The 16,120-nt window shown below is 66.4% G+C and carries 23 protein-coding genes; 9 read left to right on the top strand and 14 right to left on the bottom strand.

All coding sequences use genetic code 11. From position 1 onward, the window contains the following. The first annotated feature begins 33 nt into the window (after window positions 1-33). Window positions 34-1,077, top strand: a complete 1,044-nt coding sequence (gene ftsY, locus K3F48_RS17620) for a signal recognition particle-docking protein FtsY (protein ID WP_222576745.1) — start codon at window positions 34-36, stop codon at window positions 1,075-1,077. Beyond that, window positions 1,074-1,691, top strand: coding sequence for a septation protein A (locus K3F48_RS17625; RefSeq protein WP_222576746.1), 618 nt, complete (start codon window positions 1,074-1,076; stop codon window positions 1,689-1,691). The genes ftsY and K3F48_RS17625 overlap by 4 nt, the downstream gene beginning before the upstream one ends. Here K3F48_RS17625 and K3F48_RS17630 read toward each other — a convergent pair. Continuing rightward, on the bottom strand, window positions 1,682-2,536 hold the full coding sequence (locus K3F48_RS17630; protein WP_255609287.1) for a LysR family transcriptional regulator: 855 nt from the start codon (window positions 2,534-2,536) through the stop codon (window positions 1,682-1,684). The genes K3F48_RS17625 and K3F48_RS17630 overlap by 10 nt on opposite strands. 54 nt (window positions 2,537-2,590) lie before the next feature. Here K3F48_RS17630 and K3F48_RS17635 point away from each other — a divergent pair, with 54 nt between their 5' ends. From K3F48_RS17635 to K3F48_RS17645, 4 genes are all read left to right on the top strand, one after another. Next, window positions 2,591-2,854 carry a hypothetical protein gene (locus K3F48_RS17635; protein WP_222576747.1) on the top strand — a complete coding sequence of 88 codons (264 nt, stop codon included), beginning with the start codon at window positions 2,591-2,593 and terminating at the stop codon, window positions 2,852-2,854. A gap of 122 nt (window positions 2,855-2,976) precedes the next feature. Further along, window positions 2,977-3,099 (top strand): hypothetical protein, encoded by a 123-nt coding sequence (locus K3F48_RS24490; RefSeq protein ID WP_255609289.1) that lies wholly within the window; start codon window positions 2,977-2,979, stop codon window positions 3,097-3,099. Between the two features lie 175 nt (window positions 3,100-3,274). Further along, entirely contained in the window at window positions 3,275-3,667 is a 393-nt protein-coding gene (locus tag K3F48_RS17640) for a flagellar export protein FliJ (protein WP_222576748.1), read from the top strand. Window positions 3,668-3,841: 174 nt separating this feature from the next. Then, window positions 3,842-4,807, top strand: a complete 966-nt coding sequence (locus tag K3F48_RS17645) for a lysylphosphatidylglycerol synthase domain-containing protein (protein ID WP_222576749.1) — start codon at window positions 3,842-3,844, stop codon at window positions 4,805-4,807. 78 nt (window positions 4,808-4,885) lie between these two features. Here the strand turns inward: K3F48_RS17645 and K3F48_RS17650 are convergent, their stop codons facing one another. From K3F48_RS17650 to K3F48_RS17675, 6 genes are all read right to left on the bottom strand, one after another. Next, complete coding sequence (locus K3F48_RS17650) at window positions 4,886-5,161, bottom strand: DUF1153 domain-containing protein (protein WP_222576750.1); 276 nt, start codon at window positions 5,159-5,161, stop codon at window positions 4,886-4,888. 191 nt (window positions 5,162-5,352) lie between these two features. Then, window positions 5,353-5,694 (bottom strand): septal ring lytic transglycosylase RlpA family protein, encoded by a 342-nt coding sequence (locus K3F48_RS17655; RefSeq protein WP_222576751.1) that lies wholly within the window; start codon window positions 5,692-5,694, stop codon window positions 5,353-5,355. Between the two features lie 293 nt (window positions 5,695-5,987). Beyond that, window positions 5,988-6,395, bottom strand: coding sequence for a DoxX family protein (locus tag K3F48_RS17660; RefSeq protein ID WP_222576752.1), 408 nt, complete (start codon window positions 6,393-6,395; stop codon window positions 5,988-5,990). Window positions 6,396-6,428: 33 nt separating this feature from the next. After that, window positions 6,429-7,031 (bottom strand): malonic semialdehyde reductase, encoded by a 603-nt coding sequence (locus tag K3F48_RS17665; protein WP_222576753.1) that lies wholly within the window; start codon window positions 7,029-7,031, stop codon window positions 6,429-6,431. 41 nt (window positions 7,032-7,072) lie between these two features. Next, on the bottom strand, window positions 7,073-7,771 hold the full coding sequence (locus tag K3F48_RS17670) for a hypothetical protein (RefSeq protein ID WP_222576754.1): 699 nt from the start codon (window positions 7,769-7,771) through the stop codon (window positions 7,073-7,075). Between the two features lie 72 nt (window positions 7,772-7,843). After that, window positions 7,844-8,053 carry a cold-shock protein gene (locus tag K3F48_RS17675; RefSeq protein WP_003613126.1) on the bottom strand — a complete coding sequence of 70 codons (210 nt, stop codon included), beginning with the start codon at window positions 8,051-8,053 and terminating at the stop codon, window positions 7,844-7,846. A 374-nt stretch (window positions 8,054-8,427) separates the two neighbouring features. Between K3F48_RS17675 and K3F48_RS17680 the strand changes: the two genes are divergently transcribed. Then, window positions 8,428-8,673, top strand: a complete 246-nt coding sequence (locus K3F48_RS17680; RefSeq protein WP_222576755.1) for an acyl carrier protein — start codon at window positions 8,428-8,430, stop codon at window positions 8,671-8,673. A gap of 4 nt (window positions 8,674-8,677) precedes the next feature. Here the strand turns inward: K3F48_RS17680 and K3F48_RS17685 are convergent, their stop codons facing one another. The 5 genes from K3F48_RS17685 to folE all read right to left on the bottom strand — a co-directional run bounded on the left by K3F48_RS17685 (window position 8,678) and on the right by folE (window position 12,143). Further along, the gene (locus K3F48_RS17685) at window positions 8,678-9,052 is read right to left on the bottom strand and encodes a hypothetical protein (RefSeq protein ID WP_222576756.1); all 375 of its coding nucleotides are present in this window, start codon (window positions 9,050-9,052) and stop codon (window positions 8,678-8,680) included. A 159-nt stretch (window positions 9,053-9,211) separates the two neighbouring features. Beyond that, window positions 9,212-9,826 (bottom strand): Holliday junction branch migration protein RuvA, encoded by a 615-nt coding sequence (ruvA, locus tag K3F48_RS17690; RefSeq protein WP_222576757.1) that lies wholly within the window; start codon window positions 9,824-9,826, stop codon window positions 9,212-9,214. 150 nt (window positions 9,827-9,976) lie between these two features. After that, window positions 9,977-10,930, bottom strand: coding sequence for an acetyl-CoA carboxylase carboxyltransferase subunit alpha (locus tag K3F48_RS17695; RefSeq protein WP_222576758.1), 954 nt, complete (start codon window positions 10,928-10,930; stop codon window positions 9,977-9,979). A gap of 157 nt (window positions 10,931-11,087) precedes the next feature. Further along, entirely contained in the window at window positions 11,088-11,486 is a 399-nt protein-coding gene (hisI, locus tag K3F48_RS17700; protein WP_222576759.1) for a phosphoribosyl-AMP cyclohydrolase, read from the bottom strand. A 27-nt stretch (window positions 11,487-11,513) separates the two neighbouring features. Continuing rightward, window positions 11,514-12,143, bottom strand: a complete 630-nt coding sequence (gene folE, locus K3F48_RS17705) for a GTP cyclohydrolase I FolE (protein WP_222576760.1) — start codon at window positions 12,141-12,143, stop codon at window positions 11,514-11,516. 129 nt (window positions 12,144-12,272) lie between these two features. Here folE and K3F48_RS17710 point away from each other — a divergent pair, with 129 nt between their 5' ends. Continuing rightward, a complete protein-coding gene (locus K3F48_RS17710; RefSeq protein WP_222576761.1) occupies window positions 12,273-12,704 on the top strand; it encodes an iron-sulfur cluster assembly scaffold protein in 432 nt (143 codons plus the stop codon). A gap of 212 nt (window positions 12,705-12,916) precedes the next feature. Here the strand turns inward: K3F48_RS17710 and K3F48_RS17715 are convergent, their stop codons facing one another. Then, complete coding sequence (locus K3F48_RS17715; protein WP_222576775.1) at window positions 12,917-13,234, bottom strand: YnfA family protein; 318 nt, start codon at window positions 13,232-13,234, stop codon at window positions 12,917-12,919. Window positions 13,235-13,422: 188 nt separating this feature from the next. Here K3F48_RS17715 and K3F48_RS17720 point away from each other — a divergent pair, with 188 nt between their 5' ends. Next, window positions 13,423-14,832, top strand: a complete 1,410-nt coding sequence (locus tag K3F48_RS17720; RefSeq protein WP_222576762.1) for an outer membrane protein — start codon at window positions 13,423-13,425, stop codon at window positions 14,830-14,832. A gap of 270 nt (window positions 14,833-15,102) precedes the next feature. On the opposite strand, the gene K3F48_RS17725 is transcribed toward K3F48_RS17720, so the two are convergent. Beyond that, complete coding sequence (locus K3F48_RS17725; protein WP_222576763.1) at window positions 15,103-15,846, bottom strand: SDR family oxidoreductase; 744 nt, start codon at window positions 15,844-15,846, stop codon at window positions 15,103-15,105. Window positions 15,847-16,120: the final 274 nt, after the last annotated feature.

Raw genomic sequence — 16,120 nt, forward strand, 5'->3', positions numbered from 1 at the left:
TGGTGTAGGCAATCGCTGCGACCGAGGGAGATCATGAGCGAAGCCGAGGAAAAAAAGGGCTTGTTCTCGCGCCTGTTCGGGCGCGGCGGCGGCGCCCCGACGACCGAAGCCCCCGCCGAGGCGGGGCGCAAGCGCTCCTGGTGGGAGCGGCTGACCGGAGGCCTTTCGCGCTCGTCGCAGGCGATCGTCCAGGGCATTTCCGATCTCTTCACCAAGCGCAAGCTGGACGCGCTGACGCTCGAGGAACTCGAGGACGTGCTGGTGCGCGCCGACCTCGGCCTCGCCGCCGCCCAGCGCATTTCCGCGACGGTGGGCAAGGCGCGCTACGAGAAGACGATCGGGCCGGACGAGGTGCGGGCGATCCTCGCCGACGAGGTCGAGCGCGTTCTGGCCCCGGTGGCGCTGCCCTTCGAGCTCGACGAGAGCAAGAAGCCCTTCATCGTGCTGGTCGTCGGCGTCAACGGCTCGGGCAAGACGACGACCATCGCCAAGCTCGCCGCCAAATGGACGGCCGAGGGGCGCAAGGTGATGCTCGCCGCTGGCGACACTTTCCGCGCCGCGGCGGTCGAGCAGCTGCGCTTTTGGGGCGAGCGGCTCAATGTGCCGGTCTGCTACGCTCCCGAGGGCGCGGACGCCGCCGGCCTCGCCTTCGATGCGATCAAATCGGCGCGCGAACGCGGTTCGGACATTCTGCTGATGGACACGGCCGGACGGCTGCAGAACCGCGCCGAGCTGATGGCCGAGCTCGCCAAGATCGTGCGCGTGATGAAAAAGGCCGAGCCCGAGGCGCCCCACGCCGCGCTGCTGGTGCTCGACGCCACGGTCGGCCAGAACGCCATGGCTCAGGTCGACGTCTTCGGCAAGACGGCGGGCGTCACCGGCCTGGTGATGACCAAGCTCGACGGCACCGCGCGCGGCGGCATTCTCGTCGCCATCGCGGAGACCTACGGCCTGCCGATCCACTTCATCGGCGTCGGCGAAGGGGCGGACGATCTCGAGCCCTTCACCGCGCGCGATTTCGCCCGCGCCATCGCCGGACTCGAGGGCGACGAAGAGAAAACGGAAACGACGCCATGATCGATGAAACGAGCGCCGGCCTCACGCGGCCGAAGAAGCGCCTCGCGCCCGGGCTGAAGCTGGTTCTGGAGATGGGGCCGCTCGTCCTGTTCTTCCTCGCCAATCAGAAATTCGGCATTTTCCCTGCGACGGCCGCGCTGATGGTCGCCGTCCTCGTCTCGCTCGCCGTCTCTTATTCGATCACGCGGCATCTGCCGGCGATGCCGGTCGTCACCGCGATCTTCGTGCTGATCTTCGGCTCGCTGACATTCTTCCTGCAGGACGAGAATTTCATCAAGCTGAAGGTCACGATCCTCTATGCATTGTTCGGCTCCGCGCTCATCGGCGCGCTCTGGTTCGACAAGCTGCTGCTTCCCGCCGTCTTCGACTCGGCCTTTCATCTCGACGACGCCGGCTGGCGCAAGCTCACCTTTCGCTGGAGCTTCTTCTTCTTCTTTCTCGCCGGCCTCAACGAGGTGGTTCGGCGCAGCGTCGACACCGACGTCTGGGTGAATTTCAAGGTGTTCGGCATATTGCCGCTGACGCTGCTGTTCGCCTTCTCGCAGATTCCGCTGATGCTTCGGCACGAGCAGCGCGAGGAAGCGGCCGCCGCGGAGCCGGACAGTCACTTCTGACCTGCCGGCCGGGCCAGCACGATCTTGTATCGAATGTCGAAATAATCCGGCGCCGCACAGCGAACCGTCGCCTCACGGTCGAGCAGGATCGCGGGGATCCAGGCCGCGCCCAGCCCGGCCTTCACCTGCGCGAGCAGCGCCTCGGCCGAGGCGCTCTCGCAGACCGGCCGCGCCCGGATGGCGATCCGATGCGCATCGAGCATGGCGGCGATCTGCGCCCCATATTGCGTGCCGGGCGTGTAGACCATCAGCGCGCCTGTGAGCTCCCGGCCGATGAGCCCCACCGGGTCCTTCAGTCCGCCGCTCTGGACCAGGATCAGCCGATCCTCGCCAATTTCGCGCGCTTCGAGGCCGGTCAGCGCCTCGGCGTCGCCGAAATGCGGCGTCAGCGCCAGATCGGCATGGCCGCGCTTCACCGCTTCGAGGCAGCCGGACACTGATGCGACGATGACGGAATAATTCTGCAGCCCGCGCGCGATCAGCCAGGGCGACAGAAAGGTCGCGGCGAGCGTGTTGGTCGTGTAGACGCGCAGCGACTTCTCCAAATGGCTCGAGACAGACAGAACAGCCCGGCGCGCATCGAAAATCTCATCGCGCAGCCGATGCGCCCGCGCCAAAAACTCCTCCCCTGCGGGCGTCAGCGCCACCGGACGCCGCTCGCGATCGAACAATGGCGCGCCGAGCCAATCCTCCAGCCGCTGCATGCGCCGGCTGTAGGCCGACTGCGTCGTGCAGCGCGCCTGCGCCGCGCGCGTGAAATTGCGCGTCTCGCACAAGGCCAGGAAATCGTCGATCCATTGCAGCTCCATGATGCAGAAAATGCATCGTCGGATCGGAAAGGACAATTGGACAGAACCGCATCGACGGGACATCTCCATAAAGCAGGAACGGAGACGGCGATGGATGCGCGGGAAATTCTGCTGAAGGCCGAGGGGGCGCGCAGCGCCGATCTCGGGCTCCTGCCCAAGAGCGTCCGCCTCCTCGGCGACATGATGGACGCGCGGCCGGGCGGCCTCGTCGAGTTCGAGGTCGTGAGCGGCAACGCGGCCTATCGCGAGGGCGAGCGCTTCTTCCTCACCTCGGCCAAGGCCCAAAAGGCCTATCCCGCCGCCCCAGCGCGCCCTGCGTCGGACGAAACGACGTGCTGCGAGAGGCGGGCCTGAAGGCTGGAGCCGTCTACAGGCGCTTCGCTGTGCGCGACCACACGGACCTCCGACCGAAATCGAGCCAAAGATGCTTCGTCGTCTCGGCCACGGCGGCGCTCGCCGCTCGATCGGATCGCATCATGTCTCGCTGTCATCTTCTCAAGCTCGTCGCCGCTGCGGCGCTCTATCTGCTTGCAATGCCGACTCCCGCCGCGGCCGAGCTCGATGCGCTCCCCGCCCCCATGCGGCGCACCCCTCCGTAGATCACGCCGCTGGAAAGCGACGCACAGGTGCAAAGATAGACGAGGAGGACGGCTTTTTGCGCGGCCGATCCGACAGTAACATTCGAGCAACCTCCTTGCGCCATATTTCACATGTCTCGCGGATGTTGCGACCGAATTCGCAAGCGTCGAATGTATCGTGTGTCGGAGTGTGGAAATGAAATCGCGAGATGCCTTGGTCCGCCTGAAGCGCTTTCAGGCCGAGGAATGCCGCCGCCGCGTGGCGCAGCTGCAGACGATGATCGCCGAATTTTCCCGCATGACCGGCGATCTCGATCGCGAGATCGCGCATGAGGAGCAGCGCGCGAACATCGCCGATCCCAATCATTTCGCTTATCCCACCTACGCCCGCGCCGCCCGCGCGCGCCGCGACAATCTCCTGCGCTCGGTCGGCGATCTGCGCAGCCAGCTCGCCGAGGCGGAAAGCCACCTGAAGGACGCGTCGGACGAGCTGTCCAAGGCGCAGAGCCAGGAGGCGCGCAACCGCATGCTCGACATCATGCCCGACCGCCACGGCCCGGATCGCCGAGAGGCCGCCCGCCGCGTCTGAGCGCAGAGCGCCGGCCGCGACTTTCCGCCGCCGCGCGGCCGCGCGGCGGCGCGCATCCGTAGACGGGGACAGGATCCGTAGACGGGACTTGCGGTTGCGCCGTCCCCGTGCGACTGAGAGCGGCGTTCCCGCGGGGGGACGACTCGCCTTCCGAAAGCGTCAAAGCGTCGCCGCATGAAAAAAACCCTGGAATATCTGTGGCCCGTCTTCGGCCTGCTGGCGGTCGTCGGATCCTTCTATCTTCTCTATGGAGAGTTTCGCGGCGAGGCGGTCGGAGAAGAGGTCTGGGCGGATCTGAAAGCGATCCCGCCCCTGCATTGGGGGGCGGCCGCGCTCTGCTCGCTTCTCGCTTACGCCGCGCTCGCCTGGTACGACCGCATTGCGCTGCTGCATCTCGGCGTCAAGCACATCTCCTGGATATTCATCTCATTGTGCTCCTTCACCACTTATGCGCTGTCGCACAACATCGGCGCATCCGTGTTCTCGGGCGCGGTGGTGCGCTATCGCGCCTATTCGACGAAGGGGCTCACCGCCGGGCAGGTGGCCGTTCTGGTCGTGCTCTGCTCCTACACTTTCGGGCTCGGCACGGTGCTGCTCGCCGGCCTGCTGCTCACCTTTCAGCCGAGCCTGCTCGGCCGCCTTTCCGGCATGCTGCCGGACATGCTGACCAATGAGCATACGGCGCTGATCGCCGGCCTCTCCGCCCTCGGCGCGGTCGCGCTCTACGTCGCGGGCTCGCTGATGCACTTCAAGCCGATCAACATCGGCAAGCTGCATATCCTCTATCCGCGGCCCGAGGTGATGATCCGCCAGATGTTCGCGGCGCCGATGGAGCTGATCGGCGCGGCCGGCATCATCTATTTCGCGCTGCCCGCCGGAACCGACGCACCCTATCTCGTGGTGCTCGGCACCTTCCTCCTGTCCTTCTCCGCCGGCCTCGTGTCCCATGCGCCGGGCGGGCTCGGCGTGTTCGAGCTCGTCTTCATCAAGGCGATGCCGGACGTGCCGCGGCTCAAGGTGCTGTCGGCGCTGCTGGTGTTCCGGCTGCTCTATCTGATCGTGCCGCTGCTCTTCTCCCTTGTCGTGGTCGTGCTGTTCGAGCGTGGCCGCCTCGCCGAGGCTTTGCGCAACCGCGGCTGAGCCTTAAAAAAAAAGCGTAGAGCCGATCCGCCCCGTTCGGCGGATCGGCTCTACGCCTTTCGAATTTCCTGCTTTTGCTCAGACGCGATATTGCTGCAGGCGCGTCGTGCGCAATCCGGCGAGGCCGTGCTGGTCGATCGACATCTGCCAGCTCAAGAACTCGTCGACCGTCAGCGTGTAGCGGTTGCACGCCTCCTCGAGGGAGAGGAGCCCGCCTCGCACCGCCGCGACGACCTCCGCCTTGCGGCGGATCACCCAGCGCTTGGTCGTGGGCGGCGGCAGATCGGCGATCGTCAGGGGACTCCCATCGGGCCCGATCACATATTTGACACGCGGACGATGCGTCTCGGTCATCTGGCTACTCGCATACTCTCGACCATACTCGACTGGCCGATCTATAGACGCGCCGGTTTAATATTTGCCTAAGCGAAACTCCTGTGTTTGCTGCCAATTATGCTTAGGAATTTACAGATGTGGCGCCGCCGCCAGAGCGGTTCGGCGCGCATTCCGATCGCTCGAACCCGTCCGTTCGCGCGACAAGCGGGCTACCGCTCGGGCGCCCTCTCCACTTTCACCCGGGCGATCCCCGCCGAGCGAAAGCCGAGACTTTCGGCGGCGTGAACCGACACGTCGATGACCCGCCCACGCACGAAGGGGCCGCGATCATTGACGGTGACGATCACCGATCGATCATTGGCGAGATTGGTCACGCGCAGCTTCGAGCCAAAAGGCAGAGTGCGATGCGCCGCCGTCATCGGGCCCACCCGGCCCCCGCTCGCCGTGCGGCCGCCATAGCCGTAATAGGACGCCTTGCCGACAAAAGACTGTCCGAGCGCCGCGCTCGTCGAACCGGAAACAACCGCCAAGCCGATGATCAAATGCTTCACTCACTCTCTCCTTACGCAGTCGCGACGCCTCGAGCGCCGCCGTTGTCAGGTAGACATGCGCTAGGGATAAGATGTGATCGAATAGTGGCGGCCAAGCCCTGCGACGAGGCGCTCGAATTTCCGCTGCGGCGCGGCAAGCAACGCCGAACAATATTTCCCGCTTATCTATACTATTGGCTCGAGTAGCGTCGGACGCATTTTGCAATATTCGGCAAGCACGATTACTTTTTGTGACAAAAATGCAACAAAGAGCGAGAATCAGCGCCTTCGCTGTGCGAGAGCGCTCGATTCGGTCAAATTTCGGGACGTGCGCCGGCTCGATCGAGCGCGAAGCGCCCAGGTCCAGCGGCGGCGAAATAGATGAACACGAGCATATAGAGGAGCGCCAGCTCGCCCTGGTTGTGGATCGGCAGCAGCGCCTTGCCGGCATGCGCGACCCCATAGGCGACGGCCATCTCCACGGCGAGGACCACGGCGGCGGGTCGGGTGAACAGGCCGAAAAGCAGCAGCAGGCCGCCGACGACCTCGATGATCCCGGCGGCGCCGAGCAGCGAGAACAGCGTCAGCCCGTCGAACATGGCGACATGGGGAACGCCGAACAGCTTGGCGGTCCCGTGCTGCAGGAACAGGACGGCCGCGCCGATGCGCAGCACGCCCAATAAGCACGGCGCCAGTTCCGGCGCCCGGCGACTCCAGTCCATACGGCTCTCCTCTTGAAGAATGGAGGCGACCTCTCAGAGAATGCGGGCGACCTCCTCGAACGCGAAGCGCGGGCCGCGCGGATAGAGCTTGGCCGGATCGCCATAACCGATATTGATCAGGAAGTTCGATTTCACATTCCCCTCGGGGAAAAATTCCGCATCGACCGCGGCGTTGTCGAAGCCGCTCATCGGCCCGACGTCGAGCCCGACCGCGCGCAGCGCCAGGATGAGATAGCCGCCCTGCAGAGTGGCGTTGCGAAACGCCGTCGTCTCGATCAGCGGCTGATTGCCGGCGAACCAGGAGCGCGCGTCGGTCGCCGGATAGAGGCGCGGCAGATGCTCGTGGAAGGCGAGGTCATGAGCGACGATCGCGGTCGCCGGCGCCGCCATGGTCTTGTCGAGATTGCCCGGAGAGAGCGCTGGAGCGAGACGCTGCTTGGCCGCTTTCGAGCGCACGAAGACGAAGCGCGCCGGCAGGCAATTGGCGCTGGTCGGCCCCCACAGCGCGAGCGTGACCGCCCGCCGCAGCAGAGCGTCCGGAACCTCGCGGTCGAGCCAGCCGTTATGCGTGCGCGCCTGCGTGTAGAGCTGCGCCAGCGCGGCGTCGTCGAGTGTCTCGTGCGGAGCTCGCGTCATTCCTGCCTCCATCGCCTTCCGGCGGGAAACGCCCGCCGCCGTCAAATGTCCCGGCCCACGACTTCCTGCTCGAGGCGCTCCGCGGCCCGGCGCCATTGCTCCCGGCGCGGATGAAGGGCGAGCGCGCGGCGATAGGCGTCGAGCGCGCGCTCGGGCTCTCCGGCGCGCTCGCGCAGCGCGCCCAGCGCGCCCAGCGCATCGAACCGGCGCGGGTCGAGCCGGACCGCGGCGTCGAGATCGCGCTCGGCGCCTGCGGCGTCGCCGAGCGTGAGCCGCATCTCGGCGCGAGCGACCAAGGCCTGCGGCCAACCGGGCTCCAGCGTGACGATGCGATCCAGAAGGCCGAGCGCCAGCTCGGGCTGGCTCGCCCGAGCGGCGACGGCGGCGCGTGAAATCAGCAGATCGGCGGTCGCGGAGCCCGAGCGCGCCCAAATGCGGCCGATGGCCTGCGCGAGCGCCTCGGCCTCCTCTTCGCTGCGCGCTTCGGAAAGGCGGCCGAGCAAGGAGTCGAGCCCGGTCGCGCGCGGCGCGGGCTCGTCTCGATCCATGGGAGGCTCGGGGGTCGGCGGCGGCTTGCGCAACGGACCGAACACGGTCACGCCCGGCGGCAGAGGAATCGGCACGCGGCCGAGGCCGGGAATGTCGAGATAATGCTCCAGCGTCTCCGCCGCGCATGCCGGCGGCGCAGCGGCGAAGGCCAGACAGAGCGACAGCGAGATTGCGGGGACCGCCTTGCGCATGAGCGCGAGTTTAGCCCAGTCCCCGAATATGAGAAAGGCCGCCCGCGGGCGGCCTTTCCATTTCAGAGCAGATCAGAGAGCCTTCAGCCGATCGGCGGCCGACTTGCCGGTGCGCCGATCCTGGGTGAGCTCATAATCGAGCTTCTGCCCTTCGCGCAGATCGCGGAGGCCGGCGCGCTCCACAGCGCTGATATGGACGAACACGTCCTTGCCGTTGTCGTCGGGCTGAATGAAGCCATAGCCCTTTTGAGCGTTGAACCACTTCACGGTTCCGGTCGCCATACGTCTCTCCCATTGGAGATTGAAGCCCGCATACGCGCGGGCCGGGGTCGATCGATATTGGGAGAGGTCGTCAGCGGCTTCGTCTCCGAAGCGCGGCCAAGTCGTCAGGCCGAATAATCGATGCCGGCGAATATAGAAACCTGTCCGGCGCCTGGCAACGACCGACCCGGCCCCGACGCCTACGCATTTTCCACAATGGAAAGATTTTGCTTACCCTACCGTTCGAGTCCCGCCGCAATTCATGCGGCGTTCAGCACGAGAAGGCCAATCTTAACCTCGGATTCAACGACGATCGTTCGAATATTCGACAAATCGTCGGGAACGACGCAATCGGCGACGGCCCGCGCCGCCGAGGCCCAAAGCAGGACAGCAAGATGATCGACCTCGTGCGGCAAATGATCGACCGACATGGACGCCTGCCGGCGCCGGCGCGCGATTTGTCGACGAATGCGGATCTCTATGAGATCGGCCTCACCTCTTTCGCGGCGGTGCAGGTCATGCTGGCGCTCGAGGAGGCGCTCGGACTGCAATTCCCCGAGCGCATGCTGCGCCGCCAGACCTTCGCGACGATCGGCTCCATCGTGTTCTGCCTGCGCCAGCTCGAGAGCAAGGCCGCCTGACTGGTCAGAGCTGCGCGCCCGAGGGGCAGTAGCGCGCCGTCGGATCGGCGGCGGCGATGAGGTCGGCGGCGGGCCATTCCCGCTGATCGACGCCGAAGACCAAAAGGCCGGGGAGAATGGGGGACGAGGTTTCGAGCCAACGCCGGAAGGCGATCGCGCTGCGGCCCTCCTCACGCGTCGGCCGCGAGGCGACATGCTCCTTCTCCTTGCCGGAGGCCGGCAGGAGATTCTCGAGCCCGCATTGCGCGAACAAGGGCTCTTCCCGCGAGGGCGTGGCGGCGGCGCGCTGAACGGAGACGAAGATCGCAAACAGCGCAAAAGCGACAAAGCCGAGAAACAATGCGCCGATCTGGCGCGCGCCGAATATCGAACGCGACATGACGAGCCTCCACGCGGCCGCCCTTCGCGGCCTCGCCCGTCAGATGGCGCAGCGCGCTCGCATAGCCAGCGACGGCGCCGCGAATTGCGACCAATAGCTAATGTTTCGTGAGGCCGAGGGGCTTGGTGGCGCGCTTCAATCTCGACGCAAGCCGCTAGACTAGCCCGCGAGCTCCTTGAGCCCGCGCCGGATCAGCGCGCCCGTGTCGGCGTTCTCGCCGAGCGCTTTCAGGCTCGCGCCGACTGCGGCGGCCGCCTGCGGGCGGCCATAGCCGAGATTGACGAGCGCCGAGACGGCGTCCTGCGCCGCCTGTGGCGCGGCCGCCTCCGCCTCGCCCGAGAGACGCCCGACCGCAGGATCGATCGTGGCGAAGGCCGGCGCCTTGTCCTTCAGTTCGGCCACGATGCGGGCGGCGAGCTTGGGCCCGACGCCCGACGCGCGCGCCACCATCGCCTTGTCCTGCCCGGCGATGGCCGCGGCGAGCTCGCCGGGGCCCAGAATCGAAAGAATGCCGAGCGCGACCTTGGCCCCGACGCCCTGCACCGTCTGCAGCAGCCGGAACCAGTCGCGCTCGGCGTCGGCGGAAAAGCCGAACAGCCGAATCGAATCCTCGCGCACCTGCGTCTCTATGGCGAGCGCCGCGGCCTCTCCCGCGGGCGGCAGCTTCTGCAGCGTGCGCGTCGAGCAATGCACGACATAGCCGACGCCCTGCACGTCGAGGATCACGAAATCCTCTCCCTGCGAGTCGACGACGCCTCTGAGCTTGCCGATCATCGCGCCTGCTCCGTGTCTGCGTCAGAACTCCTGGCGCCCCTCCCGCCCCCTTCCCGCCGCACGGAAGAGGGAGAAGATTCGGCGCGTGATCGAAGGGCTCGCGAGCCGCCCGAAATTGATGGGCTGAATCGCACCACTAGGACGACGCCGTCAGATCTTGCGTCCGATCGACAGAAATTTTTCGGCGCGCGCGTCGACGATCTGCGCCCGCGACATATTGCCGAGGCCTGCGAGGGCATGGTCGATCGCCTCGCCCACCGCCGTCACCGCGGCCTGCGGATCGCGATGGGCGCCGCCCGGCGGCTCGGCGACGATGACGTCGATGATGCCGAATTTGAGCAGGTCCTGGGCGGTGATCTTCATGCTGGTCGCCGCATCCTGCGCCTTGGTGGCGTCGCGCCAGAGGATCGAGGCCGAGGCCTCCGGCGAGGCCACGGTGTAGACGGCGTGCTCCAGCATCAGCACCTTGTTGCATGTGGCGATGGCGATGGCGCCGCCCGAGCCGCCCTCCCCGACCACGACCGCGACATTGGGCACGCCGAGCGACAGCGAAACCTCGGTCGAGCGCGCGATGGCCTCCGCCTGGCCGCGCTCCTCGGCGTCTATGCCCGGAAAGGCGCCGGCCGTGTCGACAAGAGACACCACGGGAAGGCCGAAACGGTCGGCGAGGTCCATCAGCCGCGCCGCCTTGCGATAGCCCTCCGGCCGCGCCATGCCGAAATTATGCGCGAGCCGGCTCGAGGTGTCGGAGCCCTTCTCCTGGCCCATCACGCAGACCGGCTCGCCGCGGAAGCGCGCGAAGCCGCCTACGATCGCGGCGTCCTCGCCGAACGCGCGGTCGCCGGCGAGCGGGGTGAACTCGTCGAACAGCAGGCGGACGTAATCGGAAAAATGCGGGCGCTGCGGATGACGCGCGACCTGAATTTTCTGCCACGGCGTCAGCGCGGCGTAGAGGTCGGCCAGAGCCTTGGCGGCCTTGGCCTCGAGCTTGGCGAGTTCCTCGCCGATGGAGACGCCGTCGCCCTTGGAGGCCAGGGCGCGCAACTCCTCGACCTTGGTCTCGAGCTCGGCGACGGGCTTTTCGAAGTCGAGGTAGAAACGCATGTGACGATCGGACACGGCGATTGCGGCTCGGAGCCTAGCGGCGAGGCGCGGAAACTGGCCGCATCGGAGCCGGAAGTCAAGAACGCGGGCGCGGCGTCTGCGCGCCAGGCGAAAGCCGACGACAGGAACGACAGGCTGTCCGGCTTCCCCGTCGCGGCTATGGCTCGAACACGAGCCGACCCGTCTCGCCTTCGACGAGACGGCGGTAGAAGCAGGATTTCCGGCCCGTATGGCAGGCCTTGCCGTCGCCGCCCGCCTCCACCCTCAGCAGCAGGGCGTCCTGGTCGCAATCGACCTCGATCGACAGCACCTTCTGCACCTGGCCGGAGGTGTCGCCCTTGCGCCAGAGGCTCTGGCGCGAGCGCGACCAATAATGCGCGACGCCGGTCTCGATGGTCTTTTCGAGCGCCAGCTCGTTCATATAGGCGACCATCAATATGTCCTTGGTCGCCGCCTCGACGGTGATGCAGACGATGAGGCCCTGCGCGTCGAATCGCGGCGCGAAAACGAGCCCTTCCTCGACCTCGCGGGCTTCGGCCGGCGTCGCTGCGGACATGGCGGGGTCTCCCGAAGGCGCGGCGGCTCAGCGCGCGCCGCGCAAAAGCGTGTAGAAATGCACCTGCTCGGCCGGCTCGTCGCGGAACACGCCCGAGAATTGCACGGTGACGGTCGAGGAGCCCTGCTTCAGCACGCCGCGCATGGACATGCACATATGCTCGGCCTCCACCAGAACGGCGACGCCGCGCGGGGCCAGATGCTGATCGATCGCCGCCGCGATCTGCGCCGTCATCGCCTCCTGCGTCTGCAGCCGCTTGGCGTAAGTGTCGACGAGGCGGGCGAGCTTGGAGAGGCCGACGACGCCGCCCGTCGGATAATAGGCGATATGCGCCTTTCCGACGAAGGGCACGATATGATGCTCGCAATGCGACACGAACGGAATGTCGCGCACGAGGACGAGATCGTCATAGCCCTCGACCTCCTCGAAGATTCGCGCCAGCGCCTCGCCGGCGTCCTCCTCATAGCCGCGGAAAAACTCCTCATAGGCCTTCACCACGCGCCGCGGCGTCTCTTTCAGCCCTTCGCGGTCCGGATCGTCGCCCGCCCAGCGCAGCAGCACGCGCACGGCCGCCTCCGCTTCCTCGCGGCTCGGCCGCTCGACGGGCTTATCGGCCGTCTCGGGACGGCTGAGCAAGGACTTAACCACGGCATCCATGTGGCGCCTCCTTAAAACAACAAGGCCCGACGTCTTCGGGGGAGATGGCCGCTTTCAAGACGGCCCGGCGAATTATATACTCAGTGGAAGAAATCCACGTAACCCCCCTGCTAGCAACTTATCGGCCAGATGCTCGATCAAGTCTACAACCAGCGCATTCTGGAGCTCGCCGCGCAAATTCCGCGCGTCGGCCGCCTTACGGCTCCGGACGCCAGCGCCACCGCCCATTCCAAATTATGCGGATCGACAGTGACGGTCGACGTCACTCTCCGCGACGGAAAAGTGGCGGATTTCGCTCATGAGGTAAAGGCCTGCGCGCTCGGCCAGGCCGCCTCCTCGATCATGGCGCGCAATATCGTCGGCTGCACGCCGCAGGAGTTGCGCGATCTGCGCGAGATCGTCCGCAGGATGCTGAAGGAGAACGGCGCTCCGCCGGAAGGCAAATGGGGCGACATCGCTCTCCTCGAGCCGGTTCGCGATTTCAAATCGCGCCACGCCTCGACGCTTCTGACTTTCGACGCGGTGGTCGACGCGATCGGGCAGATCGAGCGGAAGACGTAGCGGCTCGCGTCGACGAATTTGCAGCCTCTCGAGAGCGAGCCTGAAGGCTCGCTCTCGAGAGGCTGAATCATGCCACGAGGAAGAGGTCGCGCGGTTCCCTCTCCTCCCGCTGCGTCGCGGATCGGACGGCTGGACGATGAAACGGCTGCGGGGTCGGCGGCGGGCGCCGACTTCGGTTCGCTGCCCAAAAGCCGAAGGAGCTCAGGTCATTTTCAGCCCGCTCGCGGGCCGAGCAGGATGACGCCGGCGCCGATCAGACAGATCGTAACGCCCGTCAAATCCCAGCGATCCGGTCGCGTTCCTTCGACCAGCCAGAGCCAGAGCAGCGAAGCCGTGATGTAGACTCCGCCATAGGCGGCGTAGGCGCGGCCCGCGGCCGAGCTGTCGACCAGGGTGAGCAGATAGGCGAACAGGGCCAGCGAGACCATGCCGGGCGCCAGCCAGAGCAGCGATTTTCCGAGCCGGAGCCACGCCCAGAAGCTGAAGCATCCCGCGATCTCCGCGAGGGAGACGGCAAAATAGACGGCCATTGTCGACGTCACGATTTCGCGCTCCCGTTCCGCGACATGCCGACCGGGCGGCCTTGTCCGCATCTCGCCACAGCGATCGGGCCGATCCGCCGCTCAACTATCGCTTCAGGACGCCGCGAGTAAACAACCTTACGTGTTATTAACCATGTCTCCCAATAGTGGCGGCGTCGCTTTGGGGGCTTTACACGATGAGAAGAATTTTCGCTTCGACCACGCTCGTTTTCTTGTCCACGGACATGGCGTCGGCCGGCTCGCCGCCTCGCTACAACGAACCTCCCTCAAGTCCGATATTCGAAAGCCGCAGCGGGCGCGCGCCGGAGCCAGCACGGGGAAAGCGGCTTCACCGGCAGAACGACGATGTCACGGGCTCGCTGCCGATCATCGCCGATGCGCAGCCCCGCGCCGATGATGCTCCGCAGCCGGCTTTCGTCTCGTCGCGCTGGACGGGCTTTTATGTCGGCGCCAATGTCGGCCCCGGCTGGGCGATCACGCGCGCCGCCATTCCGGGCGTCGCCAATGTCAGCGGCGTCGGCATGTATGGCGTCGCGGGCGGCGTCACCGCCGGCTTCGACTATCGTTTCGGCTCGTCCTTCGTCGCGGGCGTCGCCGCCGACGGCTCCGTCAAGAGCACGGAGGCGAAAGCCTCCGGCTTCGGCAAGGACGTGACATTCCGCGAGGCCGCCTCCTGGGCCTTGCGCGGAAGGCTCGGCGGCCTCGTCTCCGAAGACACGCTCGTCTACGCCACCGCCGGCGTCACGCAGGCCGTCACCAAGCTCGGCTATCCCAATGGCGACAGCGACGATGTGCGCTATACGGGCGCGATATTCGGCGTCGGCGTCGAGACGCGCCTGGCTCCCGGGCTCTATGGCCGGGCCGAATATCTCCACAGCGTCTATGGACAGCGTAATTTCGACGGCGGGCTCTCCAACGCCCGTCCCGAGACGGCGGTCGCCCGCGTCGGGCTGATCTTGAAGCCATTCGAGGCGGCCGATTGCTGCGGCGCGCCGGCCGGCGTCGGCGTCCCGTCCGCCGTCCCGCGTGAAAGCTGGACCGGCGCGCATGTCGGCGCGCATGGCGGCTACGCCTTCGGCAGCGCCAAGCTCTCCTCGGGCTCCATTTCGGGCGATGGCGTCGGCGGAACCGGCGGCGTCGGCGGCGCGCTGCTCGGCTACGACTACCAGCTCGGGCGATCGGTGTTCGGCCTGGAAATCGACGGCAGCGGCGGCGGCGCGCGATCGACGGCGAGCGTGACGCTTCCCATTCTCTCGGCGAATGCGCAAATCACCTATGACTGGGACTACTCCATACGCGCGCGGGCGGGCCATTTGTTCGGCGACACGCTGTTGTTCGGCTCCGTCGGATGGACGCAGACCTACGCTCAACTCACGACGGCGGGGCTCGGCGGCCTGGAAACCTCGCATGTGTTCTCGGGCGTTCAATTCGGCGCGGGCATGGAAACCATGCTGACGGCGCATGTCGGCGCGCGGCTCGAATATCTGCAGAGCTTCTACGACAAATACGCGAGCGTGCTCGGCTCGACGATCGATGCGCGTCCGACCATCGGCAAGACGCGCGCGGCCGTGATCTACAAGTTTTGAACGGTCGAGCGTCGTCGCCCGCGCCGTCCCTTCGGAACTCGTCCTTCACGGCGATGGACGAATCGGATCGGCCCGGGGGCGCGACGCTCGACGCTATCGCAGCCGAAGAGAGCATCTTCCGCAACAGCTTGCGCATGCAGCTGCAGGCGGCGCTCGACAAGACCTTCGGCCTCGCGTCAGGCGGAAGTCGCGAGGCCTCTCGAGCGTCTCGATCGATCGGCGACCGCTTAGATCACGCGCCTTCGGCCTTCGACACGCAAGATCGACGCCTCAGATCGTCAGCGTGCACAAGCCTCCGTCGACCAAAAGATTCTGGCCTGTGATGAAAGCGGCCTGCTCGCTGCACAGGAATGCGCATGCAGCTCCGAATTCTTCCGGTTTTCCCGCCCTTCCGGCGGGCACACGGGCGACCAGCGCGTCCGCCGTCGCGCCGAGCTCGGCGAGCCGTTCCGTCATGATCGTGCCGGGCAGCAGATTGTTGATCGTCACGCCATCCTCGGCAATCTGTCGAGCCACGCCTGCCACATATCCGGTGAGAGCCAGACGAGCGGATGTGGAGAGATCGAGTCTCGCCACCGGCATTCTGACGGTCGCCGACGTGATGTTGACGATCCGGCCGAAGCGGCGCGCGCGCATGCCCGGCGCGAACGTCCGGATCAACTCGACCGCAGACAGCAAGTTCGCGTCGAGCGCCCGCTCCCAATCCTCGAGCGTCAAATCCGTGAAATCTTTGATCGGGGGGCCGCCGGCATTGGTGACGAGAATGTCAGTCTCGGCGCTCGACGCATGAACTGCGGCGCGCCCTTGCGCCGTGCCGACATCGGCGACGACGAAAGCGGGACGGCTTCCGGTCGCCTCCGCAATGCGGTCGGCGGCCATCTCTAACGCCTCGGCCCGACGCGCGACGAGCGTGACGCGGACGCCCTCGCCGGCGAGGGCCCGAGCGCACGCCATGCCCAGCCCCCGAGAGGCGCCGCAAACGATAGCGGTTCTGTCCTGTATCCGCAGATCCATCCAAGCGCCCTGTTGTCTCGGATCGGAGGGGAAAGCCGCCATCGCGGCTTTCGACGAGTCGCGTCGAAAAAGCGAGTTCTGATCGACCAATGCCGCTCCGGCGGGAAGCCTCGAACACTGTGCTGTCGAAAAAGCTCGGCGATTCCCCGACGGGCGTCAAGCGCAGTGAACACGGCGTCTCAGCACGTCGATCAGAGTCATCGGGTGACGGACTACAGCCCCGTCACCCTCGTCCTGTGGGGCCCGCGCAGCGGGCGTGTCGAAGGGCGGGCAC

This window comes from Methylosinus sp. Sm6 (assembly GCF_019802345.1).
In the GTDB taxonomy this organism is placed as follows: Bacteria; Pseudomonadota; Alphaproteobacteria; order Rhizobiales; family Beijerinckiaceae; genus Methylosinus.